We start from the raw sequence: 14,975 nt of genomic DNA, 5'->3' as shown, positions 1-14,975 counted from the left end.
ACGTGAAAGGCGGTCCGCGCGCAGCGCCCTGGCTCGGCGCCGTCGAGCCGAGGCGCTCATTCGCAGTTCGCGTTCGGGCAAGGAGTGCACGCAGCGGGCGAGCAATGGCCGTCGACCTCGATATTCCTCGCGCAGAGCGCGTCCAGCACGCTGCCGAACGAGCTCTCGCCGGGGTTCCCCGAGAGAGAGACCCGCGCGCAGGATTGGAACACGACGTCGTTCAGCGGAGACGCGTCCTCGATCAGGTTGTCCGACAGATCCAGTCTGACGATGCGCTGTACGCCCAGGAGGGGTGTGAGGTCGGTGATGGCGTCGGAGCGCGCCTCGATCCACGTGAGACCCGTGAGCCCCGTGACCCAGCTCAGATCCGCGCCGCTCGATCCGATCTCGCTGATCTGCACCACCACCAGCTGCGGGTGGCTGGCGAGCGGGGACGTGTCCGTCAGCGGATTGCGATCGAGCCCCAGGTTCTTCAGCTTGGGCACGTTCGCGGGATCGAGCCCCGCGATCGACGCGATGTGATTGCCGTCGAGCTGAAGGTTCTCGAGGGCTGGAAGCTCCGCTCCGAGGCGCGCGTCCTCGACCTCCGCATCCGCCAGGATCAGCGCCCTCAGGGAGCCGTGGCGCGGCAGCGTCCCGAGGCTCCTCACGTCGGTGTTCGTGAAGTGCGCGACGTTCAGGGCCGGAAACTTGGAGAGGCTCGAGAGCTCGGCGATGTGCGTGCGATCGACCGCGAGTTGGTAGAGGGCCTGCACGCCGTCCAGCCCTTCGAGCGCATCGAGCGGATTGCCCGACAACATCAGGTGCTGAAGCTCCGGAAGGTCATTGAGGTCGCTCGTCGACGAGATGAGATTGTCCTTCGCGGACAGCGTGGAGAGCGCCGGGTGCCCGGAGAGCGCACCCAGCGAGACGATCCCATTCTCGTCCAGGTACAAGGAAGTGATCCGCGGCAGGCGCGCGAGGACCGAGATGTCCTCGATCTCGTTACCTCGGAGGGACAGCTGCTCGGCCGACGTGGCGCACTCGAGGCCGCTCAGGTCCTCGATGCCGAGTCTGCTGAGGAGGAGCAATCGAGGAACGGCGACCGCCGCCCCCGGAATCGGCTCGTCGGCGCCGAGGCCAAGCATCTGTCGGAGGCCCGCGGCGAGCGCCGGATCCGGCACCTCCAGAATACCGCTGCAGCCCTCCGGAGCGGGCCTGGCGTCGACGCTCGCGCCCGGAGCGCCGCCCGTGTCCGACGCGCTCCCATCGTCGTCGAGGGGGGCGCAGCCGAAGAGGGAAAGGTACGTGGCCAACACGAAGCAGCTTGGCGTTCGGATGAGCATGAGGCGGCTCCAGCAAACCCGATGCCGCCGAGCACGGCCAATTCTGGCGCATCCCGCTCATCCCCCCGCCTGATGGGCCAGGCTGCGCCACATCCCTCGCGCCGCGTCGCAGCCGGCTCGCTCGACGGGCGCGTTCGTCAGCGGCGCGCGCCTTCTGGCGCGCCGACCACGGCGATCGCTCCGTTCTAGCGTTTCATCTAGGATTTTATCCCGTAGGATATGCAGCGCACGGACGGGACCCGTCGGCTGCCCTCGCTCCCGCCCGTGAACCCCGGAGTTTCCGCGGTCGGCGCCGGCCGAGACCACCTTGGCATCCGCCCTGCAATACCCCCCTGCGTCCACGCCAGAGTAGCTCAGCGGTTAGAGCGCGAAAACAACTCCGGACGGTGTTCTCCGGCGCGATGAGCGCCGGCAGTGAGATCCGGGGTTACTTCCCTTCTAAGGACGAGGCAGCGGGTTCGACTCCCGCCTCTGGCACCAGGGTGCAGCGCGGCAGTGAGCGTCACGGTTCCTTCGTTTTGACACGACCAACCCCGTGACCACCATCCTCCGCGCTGCGCCCGCTTTCTCTAGCGGGGCGCACCTTCAACCCGGCGCCCCGCTCTCGACCCCTCGCCGCGCGTGCGTCGAGGATGGAGGTGTCATCATGGCGTTCTTTCAGCATCTCAAGCGTCAGGACAAGCGCAGCGCCGACGCGCACCTGAACTGGATGGGCGGCCGCTCCTACGACATCGCCGATCCGCTGAAGCGCCTGCGCCTCGCGGCCTCGTCGTGCTTCTTCGGCGAGCCCATGTATTACCACCTCGATCCCGCGGATCCGCGCCCGGCGAAGGCCGTGAGCGCGGCGAAGGCGAAGACGTCGGCGAAGGCGGCGAGGAAGGCGGCCGCCCGCGCGCGCCTCTCGGACGCCGAGGTGCGGCGCCTGCGCGAGACGCTCGGCGCCGTGGACCCGGCCGAGTGGCGCAAGCTCTCGCCGGCGGCGCTGATCGAGAAGGCCATCGACGAGGCGCTCGCGGCCGACCCGGAGGCGACGCTCGCCGAGGCGGCGCGGCTGCGCGAGGAGGAGCACATGCGCACGACGCCCCAGGTCATCCTGGTGCGCGCGGCGAACGCCGCCTCCGTGCGCGGGACGGGCCTCGTGCGCCGCTACGCGCCGTCCATCCTGAAGCGGGCGGACGAGCCGACGGTCGCCCTCGCGTACCAGCTCTACCGCTTCGGCAAGCCGGTGCCGAACGCGCTGAAGCGCGCGCTGCGCGACGCCCTCGAGCGCTTCGATGATCACGCCCTCGCGAAGTACCGGCTCGAGGGCAAGGGGAGCAAGACCGTGGACGTCATGAACCTCGTGCACCCGAAGAGCCCCAGCGTGGACCGCCTCGCGAAGGGCGCCCTCCGCGCGACGGGCCGCACCTGGGAGGCGATCGTCTCGGCGCGCGGCTCGAACCGGTGCGCGTGGCGCAAGGCGCTGCCGGTCATGGGCCACATGGCCCTGCTGCGCAACCTGCGCAACCTGATCGAGGCGGGCGTGCCGTTCGACCAGTTCTTGCCGAAGCTCGTCGAGACGGCCGCGGAGGGCAAGCAGCTGCCGTTCCGGTACTACAGCGCTTACCGCGCCGTGAAGGGCTGCGCGCCGGGCGCCGTGCTCGACGCGGTGGAGAAGTGCCTGAACCGATCGCTCGGCCAGGTGCCGTACTTCCCCGGCCGCGTGATGGTGCTCTGCGACAACAGCGGCTCCGCGCAGGGCACGACCACGAGCAGCCTCGGGACGATGCAGATCTCCACGATCGCGAACCTCACGGGGGTCGTGGCCGGGATGCGCTCGAGCGACGGGCACCTCGGCGTGTTCGGCGACCGGCTGGAGACCTTCGCTGTGCGCAAGCAGGAGAGCGTGTTCTCGCAGCTCGAGAAGGCGGAGCACCTCGCCCGCACGATCGGGACGGCGACCGAGAACGGCGTGTGGCTCTTCTGGGATCGCGCGATCCGCGAGCGGCAGCGCTGGGACTCGGTGTTCGTGATGAGCGACATGCAGGCCGGCCACGGCGGCCTGTACGGTACGCGGCCGAAGGACTACGCGGACTTCGCCTGGAACGGGCACTACATCGACGTGGCGAAGCTCGTGGCGACGTACCGCGCCCGGGTGAACCGCGACGTGCGCGTGTTTTTGGTCCAGGTCGCCGGGTACCAGGACACGCTCGTGCCCGAGTTCTACGACCGCACGTACATCCTCGGCGGCTGGGGCGAGGGGCTGCTGCGCTTCGCCGCGGCGATGGCGCAGGACTAGCGTCCCGTCCCTGGAGAGCGCGAACCCAAGGAGCGCAGCAGCGGGTGCCGAGTCCGCTGCTGCGCCAAGAACGGCCGATGGATCTGGGCGTCGGGCGACGACGCGGAGCGCAGGGTCACAGCGGCTGACGGCACGACGCATCGCGGGCGCGCCTTCGCGCTCCTCGATGTGGTGAGCCTCGTGGCCTCGCTGTCGCCGGCGAGCGCCGCCTCGGGCTCGCGGGGGGGCCCGCCCTTCCCCTCCGGGCCTGCGCCAGCCCGAGACGATCCTCGATCCGGCAGGCGCCGATCAGAAGCTCAAGGCGTTCGGCGCCCGCGTCGCGCGCGACGTGCGGCGGTGAAGGTCGGCGCGGGCTGCGCCGTCACTCGCATGCGTAGCCCACTCCGCTGCAGTCGTTCGGGCACTCGTCGCAGTAGACGCAGGAATACATGGCATGGGCCAGCGCGGCGCCCGCCGGGAACGTCTCCTCGCATTCGGCCACGCATTCAGGATCCAGCCCGCACGTGACCGTAGTGCACTCCAGGTAGAGGACGCATGAGTCGCTGCCCCCGCAGGCGTCGAGAGCAGCTGAGCAGTTGCCTGCGAACGCGCATTGGACACACCCGCTGGCATAATCTCCGCAAACGTTCGTGTTGTCGCAGACGAGCTCCTCCTCCAGGGCGAAGGCGTCTGTCGCGTGGCTCTCGCTGTCACACCCCGCCTCGCCCGGCGCGCAGTCGCTCGCTTCGCCTGGTGAGGCGACCGTGCACGACGCCGCGGACACGGCAGCTCCCGCGGCGACGCAGAACAACATGAGCGAAGACGCAATCCTGAAGCGCAAAGCGAGCTTTTTCGATGTCATTGATTTTCCTCCAGCAGACGTGGTGGCAAGGCGGGCTCTAGACCCAATACATCGTTGAAGACAAGCCTGTCACCGCCCCCCCCGCAGCGTTAACCTAATCAGCGGAGCCGATCAAGCGGCAGCTGCTCTGACGCAGCGGCGTGACATGTCACGTGACATCGGAGAGGCGTGACATGTCACGTGACATCGGAGAGGCGTGACATGTCACGTGACATGGGAGAGGCGTGACATGTCACGTGACATGGGACATCGGAGGCCCGACTCCGCACGCCGGCGGTGAAGTGAAAGCGGCTACGCTGTACGGCGTGTCATCGGAGCCGGCGCGGCGCGCGCAGGGGCCGTATCAGGGACACGTCAGGTCGTCCGCAGCGCAGGCCTCGCTCGGCGGAGCGATGTCCGCGCGCCCGTTCGCCGGCTGCGAGCTCCGGATATAGAAGTCGCTCTGGACGAAGCGATCGACCCGCGTGAACACGATATCCACGCTCGGGGAGCTCCGCCCCTCGTGCCAGGCGCTCTGCGCGCCGCCCATGGACTGACCCTTGTCCACCACCCGCGCAGGGCCGCCCTGGAGGAGGATGCCTCCACAGGTGCCGACGGCAACGTCGCTCGGTCCGATGAGCTCAGCGCTCGCATGGAGCGACGCCGTGCACCCCTGACGGAGCGATCACGACGCCACAACGCAACACGCCGCGAGCAGCCTCACCGACCGGGTCGGGGGCCGCTCACGGCGAGCGCATCACGACGGTGGCAGAGGTTCGCTCAGGCTTTGCCGCCGAGCCCGAAGCCATCGTGCAGCGCACGGACGGCGAGCTCGGCATACTTCGTCGAGACGAGGCACGAGATCTTGATCTCGCTCGTGGAGATCGCCTGGATGTTGATCCCCTCCGCCGCGAGCAGCTGGAACATCCGCGCCGCCACGCCCGCGTGCGTCCGCATCCCGAGGCCGACGATCGACACCTTCACGATGTCCTCCTCGTAACGGATGCTCATCGCGCGCACGCCGCTGGAGACCTTCTCCATCACGAGCTTCGCCCGCGGGAGATCCGCCTTGCCGACGGTGAACGTGACGTCCGCCTTTACCTCGCCGGACGTGCCGCGCGTCTCCAGGCCGTAGCTCGGCGCGTTCTGGATGATCATGTCGACGCTGATGTTCTCCTCGGCCAGCGCGCCGAAGATCTGCGCCACGACGCCCGGCTTGTCGTCGACGCCGACGAGCATCACCCGCGCCTCGTTCCGGTCGAGCGCCACGCCCGTCACCGTCACGCTCTCGAGGGACTGCTCCTCGCTGACGACCCACGTGCCCGGCACGTCCGAGAACGATGACCGCACATGCACCGGGACACCGTACTTCATCGCAACCTCCACGCTCCGTATCTGAAGGACCTTCGCTCCCAGCGAGGCGAGCTCCAGCATCTCTTCGTAGCTGATCCGCTCGATCTTCCGCGCCGTCTTGCAGATGTTCGGGTCCGTCGTGTAAACGCCGTCGACGTCCGTGTAGATCTCGCACTCGGCGCCCACCGCCGCCGCGATCGCCACGGCGCTCGTGTCGCTGCCGCCCCGGCCGAGCGTCGTGATGTTGCCCGCGTCGTCCACGCCCTGGAACCCGGCGACCACCGCGATCTTCCCCCCGGCCAGCGCCTCGTGCAGCCGCTGGGCGTCGATCGCCTTGATCCGCGCCTTCGTATAGGCGCTGTCCGTCAGGATCTTCAGCTGGTGGCCGAGGAAGCTCCGCGCCTTGCCCCCCTGCGCCTGGATCGCGATCGCCATCAGCGCAGCCGAGACCTGCTCGCCGGTCGCCGCGAGCGCGTCCATCTCCCGCGCGTCGGGCACGGGAGCGATGTCCGACGCCAGCTTGAGCAGCCGGTTCGTCTCGCCGGACATCGCGCTGACGATGACCACGACGTCATGACCGGCCTGCTGTGTGGCGAGCGCCCGCGCGGCCGCCCGCTGGATGCGCTCAATGGACCCGACGGACGTGCCGCCGAACTTCTGGACGATGAGGCTCACGCGAGGTGTGGCCAACTAGTCCAACACAGCCGCCCGGGTCAAGGAGAAATTCGGCAACGGCGCGCGCCGGACGAGCCCGTCCCGCGCACGACACGCCGCGGAGGAACCGCTGCGACCCCGCCAAACCGGGGATAGCCCGGACAACCGTGCCCGGTGCGCCCCCGATCGCCGGGAATAAACCCCAGGTTCAGCCGCTTCGGGTCGGCGCTGTTGACAGAGATCCACCCGCCGCTACGATGGCGCCGCCATTCGCCTGGGTAATGGGTGATCCAGGGTGCCACAACGGCGCGCCCGCCGGTCAGTGCGGGGGGGATCGCCAGGGGCGAACGACGGAGCAGGGCGCTCCGCTTCTCAAGGAACCATCTAAGGAGGTCATTTTGGCTAGCGATGTGATGATCGAGGCGAGCTCGCTGACCAAGCGCTATGGGTCGCTGCGCGCGCTCGACAAGGTGAGCTTCGAGGTCCATCGCGGCGAGGTCGTCGGCTTCCTGGGACCGAACGGGGCCGGCAAGTCGACGACGATGCGCATCCTCACCTGCTTCCTCTCGGCGTCGGCCGGGACGGCGCGGGTCCACGGGTACGACGTCTTCGACGACCCGCTCGATGTCCGGCGCAAGCTCGGGTACCTGCCCCAGCGCGCCCCGCTCTACGGCGAGATGAACGTCTGGGAATACCTCTCGTTCGTCGCCGACATGCGCGGCCTCGATCACTCGCTCTTCAAGAAGCGGATGAAGGGGATCGTCGAGGTGTGCGGCCTCGCCCAGGTGCTCGGCAAGGACATCGGCACGCTCTCCCACGGCTATCGCCAGCGCGTCGGCCTCGGCCAGGCGCTCGTCCACGACCCCCCGATCCTCATCCTCGACGAGCCGACGAGCGATCTCGACCCGAACGAGAAGGCGGAGGTCATCCGCTACATCAAGGAGATCGGCAAGGAGCGGACGATCCTCCTCTCCACCCACAACCTGTCCGAGGTCGAGGCCGCCTGTGCCCGCGCCATCGTCGTCTCCAAGGGGCGCGTCGTCGCCGACGGCCCGCTCGACGACATCCGCGCCAAGAGCGGCAAGGTCCGGTACGTCATCACCGTCCACGAGAAGAAGGTCTTCGAGGGCGGCGACGGTTACCGGTCGGGCGCGCGCAAGCCCCCGACGGCCCAGGAGGTCCAGGAGGCGCTCTCCGGTCTGCCCGGCGTCACCAGCGTCACCGAGCTGCCGACCGGCGACAGCGCCCACAGCTTCCAGCTGCTCGGCGCGCTCGGCGGCGACATCCGGCCCGAGCTCTTCCAGCTCGTCGTGCAGAAGGGCTGGCTCCTCCTCGAGATGCGGCGCGACTCGCAGAGCCTCGAGGACGTGTTCAAGGCGCTCACGCGCGGCGACGAGCGCAAGGACCGCGGCCGCAAGCTGATCACCGACGACCTCGACGACGAGGACGAGGCGGGCGCGCCGGCCGACGACGAGGACGACGAGGACGACGAGGACGAGGACGACGACAGCGCCGGCGACGAAGCCAAGGACGGCGGCGACGGCGACGAGGACGAAGGCGCGAAGGAAGAAGCGCCCGCCAAGAAGAAGGGCTGAACGGTATGAGCACCACCCTGACCATCGCGAAGCGGGAGTTCCGCTCCAACTTCGATTCCCCCCTGGCCTATGTCGTGATCTGCTTCGGGCTGATCGCGCTCGGCGTCATCTTCTTCCTGATGAACGGCGGCTTCTGGCAGGCGGACCGCGCCTCGCTCGTGCAGCTGTTCAGCTGGGCGCCGATAGGGCTCTCCTTCCTCATCATCCCCGTCATCACGATGCGGCTCATCGCCGAGGAGAAGCGGAGCGGCACGCTGGAGATGCTGATCACCCTGCCCGTGCAGGATCACGAGGTCGTCCTCGGCAAGTTCCTCGGCGCGTGGGGGCTCGTCCTCGTGCTCGTCTTCTCGACGATCCTCTACCCGCTGATGATGTTCGTGTGGCCCTGGCACCTCGGCGCGCTCGACAGCGGGCCGGTGCTCTCGGGGTACATCGGCCTCGTGCTCTACAGCGCGGCGGCGGTGTCCATCGGCCTCCTCATCTCGTCGCTGACCGACAGCCAGGTGATCGCGTTCTTCATCACCTTCCTGGTGCTCGGCTTCCTGCACGGCGTGGACAACCTCGCCGACTACGCCCCGTCGCTCTTCCGCGACGTCCTCTCCTTCATCAGCTTCGACACCCGCCTCACGCCGTTCGCGCGCGGCATGGTGTCCACCCGAGACATCGTCTTCTTCCTCTCGATCACAGCGGGCTGCCTCATGGCCTCGTTCAGGGCGCTCGAGCGCAGGAAGTGGGCGTAAGGACCAACCATGGAACGGAAAGCCAAAGCCGCGACGCAGACAGGCGTCTACCTGGCCATCGTCGCCGCCATCCTCGTGGCGGCCAACATCATCTCGTACGGCGCCTACAAGCGCTTCGACATGACGAAGGCCGAGAGGTTCACCCTCTCGAAGGGCTCGGCCCACCTCGTCCGCGAGGGGCTCAAGCAGGATCTCCAGATCGACGTCTACGTCACCCGGGGGCTCCCGAAGCACGAGGCGTTCATCCAGGACCTCACCGACCTCATGAACGAGTACGAGCAGGCCTCGAACGGCAAGCTCCACTACGCGATCATCGAGGCGAAGACGGACGAGCAGCGCGCCGCCGCCAAGGAGGCGGGCCTGCAGGAGGCCGCCTTCGGCGAGGGGAGCGAGACCGGCCAGGATCAGGCCACGATCACCCGCGGGTTCATGGGCATCGCCTTCAAGTACGGCAGCGAGAAGGAGGCGATCCCGATGCTCTCGCCGGACCAGGCGCAGGGCCTCGAGTTCTGGATCACGAACACCATCCGCGAGATCCGCGACAAGGCGGACGCCATCGACACCAAGATCGGCGTCGTGACCGGCAAGGATGAGATCAAGCTGACGGACGCGAACCTCGTCGCGTCGCAGGGCGGCCGGGGCGGCGGCCCGTCGATGCGCGCGCTGCTCGAGCACCACTTCCCGTTCTACAAGTTCGAGGACGTCGATCTGAAGGGCGGCGACAGCGAGATCAACAAGGAGCTCGCCGGCCTCGTGATCACGCAGCCGGGCAAGGAGTTCACCGAGAAGGAGCTGCGCCGCATCGACCAGTTCATGATGCTGGGCAACAAGGCGCTCGCCGTGTTCGCCGGCGCGGTGAACCTCAAGGCGTCCGACCCGGCGATGAAGGCGTCGCTCAACACCTGGGGCCTCGAGAAGCTGCTCGACGGCTACGGCGTCGAGATGAAGAAGGAGGCGATCCTCGACTGGAGCCGCTCGATGGCCATCCCGGTGCAGACGCAGTCGGGCCAGATGATGTGGTTCCGCGCGCCGGGCATCCTCCAGCTCCAGGAGGACAGCCGCTTCGACGAGAAGGAGCAGATCCTCGACTCGTCGTTCCCCGGCTTCTTCCGCCTCCCCGAGCTCTCCTTCCCCTTCCCGTCGACCCTCGTGCCGCACCCGGAGAAGCAGCCCGAGGCGACGATGAAGGTCGTGGCGCGCTCGACGCCGAAGACGACGGTCGACGTGTCCGAGGCCATCGACATGAAGTTCTCGGCGGACTGGAAGCCGAAGGGCGAGTACGCGCAGCGCGCGATCGCGGTGACGGTCGAGGGCAAGCTCAAGAGCGCCTTCGGCGGCCAGGAGGGGCTCGGCATCAGCGCGCCCGCGGAGAGCGCGGACAAGGGCCGGATCCTCGTGCTCTCGGCGTCGCAGTTCCTCGCGAACCCGTTCGCCCGCTCCGGCAACCCGCCCCCCATGCCGCCGCAAATGGCGATGATGGGCGGGATGGGCGGCGACGAGGATCTCCTGATGCTCTCGCAGCCGTACGCGCAGAAGTACCTGACCGCCACCATCCTGGCGTTCAAGAACACCCTCGACTGGATGGCGGGGGACAGCACGCTGCTCGCCGCGACCGCGAAGATGTTCGGCGAGACGAACCTGACCTACGCGGGCATCGAGAAGCCGAAGCAGGAGGCCACGGACGACGAGGCCACCCTGGCGAAGAAGGCCGAGGAGTACCGGGCGGAGCGCAAGACGGTGCAGCAGCGCGTGCAGTGGACGCTGACGCTCCTGCCGGCGGCGCTCTTCGCCGTGTTCGGCCTCATCCGGTGGCGGCGTCGCGAGAGCGCCCGCGAGAACATCACGCTCGACTGAGCCAGAGCCCCATCGGGTGAAAGAGCCATGAAGACCGAGCACAGAATCTACATCGCCCTCGCCGTCCTCGCGCTCCTCGGCCTCGGCGTGTACTTCACGCAGAAGAAGCAGAAGGACGAGCTCGCCGCGCACTCGGCGACCGCCGCCACGGCGGATCTGCCGAAGGTGGGCGTCTCGAAGGATGACGTCGAGAAGGTCACGAAGATCGCGATCAAGAACGCCGACAAGTCCGACGTGACGCTCGAGAAGAAGGGCGACACGTGGGAGGTCACGAAGCCCGTCAACGCCAAGGCGAACGCGGCGAACGTGCGGAGCCTCCTCGACAACCTGAAGGAGCTCAAGCTGAAGGAGGTCATCGACCGGACGAGCGGCACGTACGGTCAGTACGAGCTCACCGACGAGAAGGCGCTCCACGTCGTCGCGTACAAGGGCGAGGAGAAGGCGCTCGACCTGTACTTCGGCAAGAGCGGCTCGCGCGGGCAGATGGCGCGCGTCGACGGGCAGGACGGCGTCTACGTCGCGGGCGGCTACTCGAGCTACCTCTACACGCGGGAGCCGAAGAACTGGCGCGAGACGTCGATCCTCAAGTTCGAGGACGAGAACGCTATCCAGGTCTCGGTCGAGAACAAGAACGGCCTGTTCAGCTTCTCGAAGAACGGCGACAAGTGGGCCGGCACGTTCGCTCAGCGCGACAAGGGCGGCAAGCTGGGCGCGGCCTCCGCGAAGTGGGAGAAGTTCGACGAGGCCAAGGTGAAGGACCTGCTGCGCGCCTTCAAGAACCTCGGCGCGGAGGACTTTGGCGACGAGAAGTCGGACACCGGGCTCGACGCGGCGGCCTCGAACGGCGGCATCATCACGATCAAGCTGAAGGACAACGCGGGCGACTTCACCGTCAACGTGGGCAAGATCGCGAAGGGGTCGAGCCGCTACGCCACGAAGGAAGGCGGCGACGGCACGATCTACGTCCTGTCGTCGTGGTCGGCCGACTGGGCCCTCGCAGAGGCGAAGAGGTTCGAGAAGACCGAGAAGAAGGACGACAAGAAGGGCGAAGACGCCCATGACGACGAGGCGGCGGGCCACATGGGCCTGGACGGCGTCGAGTAGCCGGCGACGTCGCGCATGAGAGCGGGAGGCGCTGGGAGACCGGCGCCTCCTTGCATTTTGTGCGCCCGCCTCCCGAAGCCGCGTCGGCGTCGCTGCGGCCCAACCAGACAACCTCAACCCGGGTCGGCGCCGGAAACCTCAACCCGGGTCGGCGACGGCAACCTCAACCCGGGTCGGCGACGGCAACCTCAACCCGGGTCGGCGACGGCAACCTCAACCTGGGTCGGCCGGCAACCTCAACCTGGGTCGGCCGGCAACCTCAACCCGGGTCGGTGCTATCGGCCCGTGTGGCTCCCGCGCCACGCGAACCTCGATTCGCACTCAGAGGCCGATGTGACGAATATTCGACGCACTCTGCGCACGATTTTTCGTCACCTATGACCACCGCGCCCGGTCGCATCAGAGGCGTTCACGGCGGAATCAAGCCCAAACCCTGGATTCCCGTGTTTTCTGTTTGCCCTGGCTCGATTTTCGCTTATGGCTGCGCTCACTCAGGCCCCCGCTGTCCTTATCGGACGGATCACGACATCCGGCCGACCTGAGCCGCCAGAGACCCTATGCGCACGTTCGTCGAAGTCCTCCAGCAGAATTCGGTGCACGCCGACCGCGCAGTCACGTTCGTTCGCAGCTCCGGGGAGGAGCGAGCGATCAGCTACGCCGAGCTCTGGCTCGAGGCGAGGCGCCGGGCCTACGCGCTTCGCAAGCTCGGGCTCCGCAAGGGCGACCGCGTCGCGCTGATCCTGACGGAGGCCGACGAGTTCGTCCTGACCTTCGTGGGCGCGCTGACGGCAGGCATCGTCGCCGTCCCGATGTACCCGCCGCAGTCGCTGGCCAAGCTCGAGGCGTACGGCGAGACGGTGCAGCACATCCTCGAGGCGTCGGGCGCCAGCGTGCTCGTCACGAACGAGCAGCTCAAGGAGATGATCGACGCCTACCTCGCGGCGAACGGAGAGAGCCGTGAGGCCCTGCCAGGCCTGCGCGTGGTCCTCGAGCGCGACCTGCGCGCGGTCGATGGGTCAGACGCATCCGACGCATCACACGCGGCCGAGCCCTGGCGCGTGTCCCTCGACGACCTCGCGTTCCTGCAGTTCACGTCGGGGAGCACCTCGCGGCCGAAGGGCGTGATGGTGACCCACCGCAACCTGACGGTGAACAGCCACGCCATCATGTTCGACGGGCTGCGCTCCACGCCGGAAGATCGCGGCGTCAGCTGGCTGCCCCTCTACCACGACATGGGGCTCATCGGCTTCGTCATCGCGCCGCTCTACGCGCTCGTGCCGGTGATGTTCCTGCCGACGACGGCGTTCATCCGCCGCCCGTCGCTCTGGCTCGACGCGATCCACAGGTTCCGCGGCACGATCACCTTCGCCCCGAACTTCGCCTTCGCCCTCGCCACGCGCGCCGTCACCGACGCGCAGGCGGGCAGCTGGGACCTCTCCTGCGTGCGCGCGCTCGGGTGCGGCGCCGAGCCGATCCAGGCCGACGTGCTCCGCGCGTTCCTCCGCCGCTTCAGCGAGCGGGGGCTCCGCCCGGAGAGCATCCTCCCCTCGTACGGCATGGCCGAGGCCACGCTGGCGATCACGTTCAGCGACCTCAAGGCCCCGCTCACCACCGATCGCGTGGACGCGAAGGCGATGCAGGCCGGCAAGGCGTGGCCCGCGAACGGCGGCGCCTCGCTGGAGCTCGTCTCCTGCGGTCGCCCCCTCCCCTGCCACGAGCTCATCATCGCGGGCCCTGACGGATCGCCGCTCGGCCCGCGTGAGGTCGGGGAGATCTGGGTGCGCGGCCCGAGCGTCGCCGCCGGCTACTTCAACGAGCCAGAGGCGACGGAGGCCGCGTTCGGAGGGGGCTGGCTGCGGACAGGCGATCTCGGCTATACCGTCGCCGGCGAGGTGTACCTGTGCGGTCGCTCCAAGGACCTCATCATCCTGGGCGGCAAGAACTACTTCCCCCAGGACATCGAGCGCATCGCGTCCTCCGTCGAGGGGGTGCGCGACGGCCACTGCGTCGCGTTCTCGTGCCTCACCGCCGAGGGGGCCGAGCGCGCGATCGTCGTCGCCGAGGCCAAGCGGAGCGTCGCCGGCGTCGCGCAGGCGATCACCCAGGCCGTGCGCGCCCAGCTCGGCGTGCAGCTGTCCGAGGTCGCGCTGATCAAGCGGGGGACGCTGGCGAAGACGTCGAGCGGCAAGGTGCGGCGCCGCGAGATGAGGCGGCGCTTCGAGGCCGGCGAGCTCGAGGTCGCCTCGGACATTGACGAGGGCGCGACGCCCTCTCCCCATGGCGACGTGGTCCGCGCGGGCGGCCCTGTGTCGCGAACCGAAGGGGGCCGCGCGGGCGGCGCCCCGGCACGTGTCGAAGGAGTCATCGATGGGATCCAGTAAGGCCGAGGTCGAGGTCAGCTACGACGTCTCGAACGAGTTCTTCAGGCTCTGGCTCGACGAGCGCATGAACTACACCTGCGCCGTCTACGAGTCCCCCGAGCAGTCGCTCGAGGCCGCGCAGCTGAACAAGCTCCGGATCCTGTCGGACTTCGCCAAGGCGGGGCCCGGGAGGAAGGTGCTCGACATCGGCTGCGGCTGGGGCGCGGCGCTCGAGTACGTGGCCACGGCGCGCGGCGTGACGCGCGCCGTCGGCGTCACCCTGTCCACCGCGCAGGCCGCCGAGGTGAACGCCCGGAAGATCCCCGGCGTCGAGGTGGTCGGCGGCGACTTCCGGACCTTCGCGACGGCCGAGCGGTTCGACAGCCTCATCTCGATCTGCATGATCGATCACCTGTGCTCGCCGGAGGAGGCGCGCCAGGGCAAGGCGATCGACATCTATCGGGCTTACTTCAAGAAGGCCTGGGAGCTCACGAACAAGGGCGCCTGGTTCGGCCTCCAGACCATCCTCCGCAACCGGACGCCGCGGATGACGCCCTGGGGCGGGCTCCCCGCCGGCACGAGGAAAGATCTGGAGGACATCTACTTCGTCACGAAGGAGATCTTCCCCGGCGGCCTGAACCCTCGGCTCGAGGACATCATCCAGGCGGCGAACCCCTACTGGGAGGTGATGCAGGTGAACACGCGGCGCGAGCACTACCAGCGCACCACCGCGGAGTGGCTCCGCCGGCTCAGGCTGAACGAGAAGACCATCCGGTCGACGTGGGGGGACAAGGTCTTCGACGACTACGATCGTTACCTGTCGACGTGCGTGAACGCGTTCGACAAGCACTACAGCTCCCTCGCTCAATACGAGCTTCGCAGGATCGACTGA

The 14,975-nt window shown here is 68.2% G+C and carries 11 protein-coding genes and 1 tRNA gene; 8 read left to right on the top strand and 4 right to left on the bottom strand.

Annotation, left to right across the window (positions count from 1 at the left end):
• Nucleotides 1-56: 56 nt before the first annotated feature.
• On the bottom strand, nucleotides 57-1,295 hold the full coding sequence (locus tag WMF22_RS13965; RefSeq protein WP_438036047.1) for a leucine-rich repeat domain-containing protein: 1,239 nt from the start codon (nucleotides 1,293-1,295) through the stop codon (nucleotides 57-59).
• A gap of 372 nt (nucleotides 1,296-1,667) precedes the next feature.
• Between WMF22_RS13965 and WMF22_RS13960 the strand changes: the two genes are divergently transcribed.
• A tRNA-Arg gene (locus tag WMF22_RS13960) sits at nucleotides 1,668-1,805 on the top strand.
• A 166-nt stretch (nucleotides 1,806-1,971) separates the two neighbouring features.
• Nucleotides 1,972-3,603 carry a TROVE domain-containing protein gene (locus tag WMF22_RS13955; protein ID WP_438036046.1) on the top strand — a complete coding sequence of 544 codons (1,632 nt, stop codon included), beginning with the start codon at nucleotides 1,972-1,974 and terminating at the stop codon, nucleotides 3,601-3,603.
• Between the two features lie 361 nt (nucleotides 3,604-3,964).
• Here the strand turns inward: WMF22_RS13955 and WMF22_RS13950 are convergent, their stop codons facing one another.
• The 3 genes from WMF22_RS13950 to WMF22_RS13940 form a co-directional block, all read right to left on the bottom strand.
• A complete protein-coding gene (locus WMF22_RS13950) occupies nucleotides 3,965-4,396 on the bottom strand; it encodes a hypothetical protein (protein WP_438036045.1) in 432 nt (143 codons plus the stop codon).
• A 391-nt stretch (nucleotides 4,397-4,787) separates the two neighbouring features.
• Nucleotides 4,788-4,973: a hypothetical protein gene (locus WMF22_RS13945; RefSeq protein WP_437299576.1), complete on the bottom strand. Its 186-nt coding sequence runs from the start codon at nucleotides 4,971-4,973 to the stop codon at nucleotides 4,788-4,790.
• 230 nt (nucleotides 4,974-5,203) lie between these two features.
• The gene (locus tag WMF22_RS13940) at nucleotides 5,204-6,451 is read right to left on the bottom strand and encodes an aspartate kinase (RefSeq protein WP_012235167.1); all 1,248 of its coding nucleotides are present in this window, start codon (nucleotides 6,449-6,451) and stop codon (nucleotides 5,204-5,206) included.
• Between the two features lie 377 nt (nucleotides 6,452-6,828).
• Between WMF22_RS13940 and WMF22_RS13935 the strand changes: the two genes are divergently transcribed.
• The 6 genes from WMF22_RS13935 (at nucleotide 6,829) to WMF22_RS13910 (ending at nucleotide 14,975) form a co-directional block, all read left to right on the top strand.
• On the top strand, nucleotides 6,829-8,025 hold the full coding sequence (locus WMF22_RS13935) for an ATP-binding cassette domain-containing protein (protein WP_437299575.1): 1,197 nt from the start codon (nucleotides 6,829-6,831) through the stop codon (nucleotides 8,023-8,025).
• Nucleotides 8,026-8,030: 5 nt separating this feature from the next.
• The gene (locus WMF22_RS13930) at nucleotides 8,031-8,765 is read left to right on the top strand and encodes an ABC transporter permease (RefSeq protein WP_012235165.1); all 735 of its coding nucleotides are present in this window, start codon (nucleotides 8,031-8,033) and stop codon (nucleotides 8,763-8,765) included.
• Nucleotides 8,766-8,774: 9 nt separating this feature from the next.
• Nucleotides 8,775-10,619, top strand: coding sequence for a GldG family protein (locus WMF22_RS13925; protein WP_437299574.1), 1,845 nt, complete (start codon nucleotides 8,775-8,777; stop codon nucleotides 10,617-10,619).
• 27 nt (nucleotides 10,620-10,646) lie between these two features.
• On the top strand, nucleotides 10,647-11,723 hold the full coding sequence (locus WMF22_RS13920; protein ID WP_437299573.1) for a DUF4340 domain-containing protein: 1,077 nt from the start codon (nucleotides 10,647-10,649) through the stop codon (nucleotides 11,721-11,723).
• A gap of 557 nt (nucleotides 11,724-12,280) precedes the next feature.
• A complete protein-coding gene (locus WMF22_RS13915) occupies nucleotides 12,281-14,104 on the top strand; it encodes a fatty acyl-AMP ligase (RefSeq protein WP_438036044.1) in 1,824 nt (607 codons plus the stop codon).
• A complete protein-coding gene (locus WMF22_RS13910; RefSeq protein ID WP_437299571.1) occupies nucleotides 14,091-14,975 on the top strand; it encodes a class I SAM-dependent methyltransferase in 885 nt (294 codons plus the stop codon). Before WMF22_RS13915 ends, WMF22_RS13910 begins: the two co-directional genes overlap by 14 nt.

Origin of the sequence: Sorangium sp. So ce204 (assembly GCF_051526795.1) — a bacterium.
Taxonomy (GTDB): Bacteria; Myxococcota_A; Polyangia; order Polyangiales; family Polyangiaceae; genus Sorangium; species Sorangium cellulosum_B.
The sequence above is the reverse complement of the archived record's forward strand: the minus strand, read 5'-3'. Positions and strand labels throughout refer to the sequence as shown.

Bases quoted from the DNA above. Each gene is read 5' to 3' on its own strand.
- WMF22_RS13955 (WP_438036046.1), top strand. From the start codon at position 1,972: ATGGCGTTCTTTCAGCATCTCAAGCGTCAGGACAAGCGCAGCGCCGAC.
- WMF22_RS13910 (WP_437299571.1), top strand. From the start codon at position 14,091: ATGGGATCCAGTAAGGCCGAGGTCGAGGTCAGCTACGACGTCTCGAAC.
- WMF22_RS13945 (WP_437299576.1), bottom strand. From the start codon at position 4,973: ATGGGCGGCGCGCAGAGCGCCTGGCACGAGGGGCGGAGCTCCCCGAGC.
- WMF22_RS13950 (WP_438036045.1), bottom strand. From the start codon at position 4,396: ATGTTGTTCTGCGTCGCCGCGGGAGCTGCCGTGTCCGCGGCGTCGTGC.
- WMF22_RS13920 (WP_437299573.1), top strand. From the start codon at position 10,647: ATGAAGACCGAGCACAGAATCTACATCGCCCTCGCCGTCCTCGCGCTC.
- WMF22_RS13915 (WP_438036044.1), top strand. From the start codon at position 12,281: ATGCGCACGTTCGTCGAAGTCCTCCAGCAGAATTCGGTGCACGCCGAC.
- WMF22_RS13925 (WP_437299574.1), top strand. From the start codon at position 8,775: ATGGAACGGAAAGCCAAAGCCGCGACGCAGACAGGCGTCTACCTGGCC.
- WMF22_RS13930 (WP_012235165.1), top strand. From the start codon at position 8,031: ATGAGCACCACCCTGACCATCGCGAAGCGGGAGTTCCGCTCCAACTTC.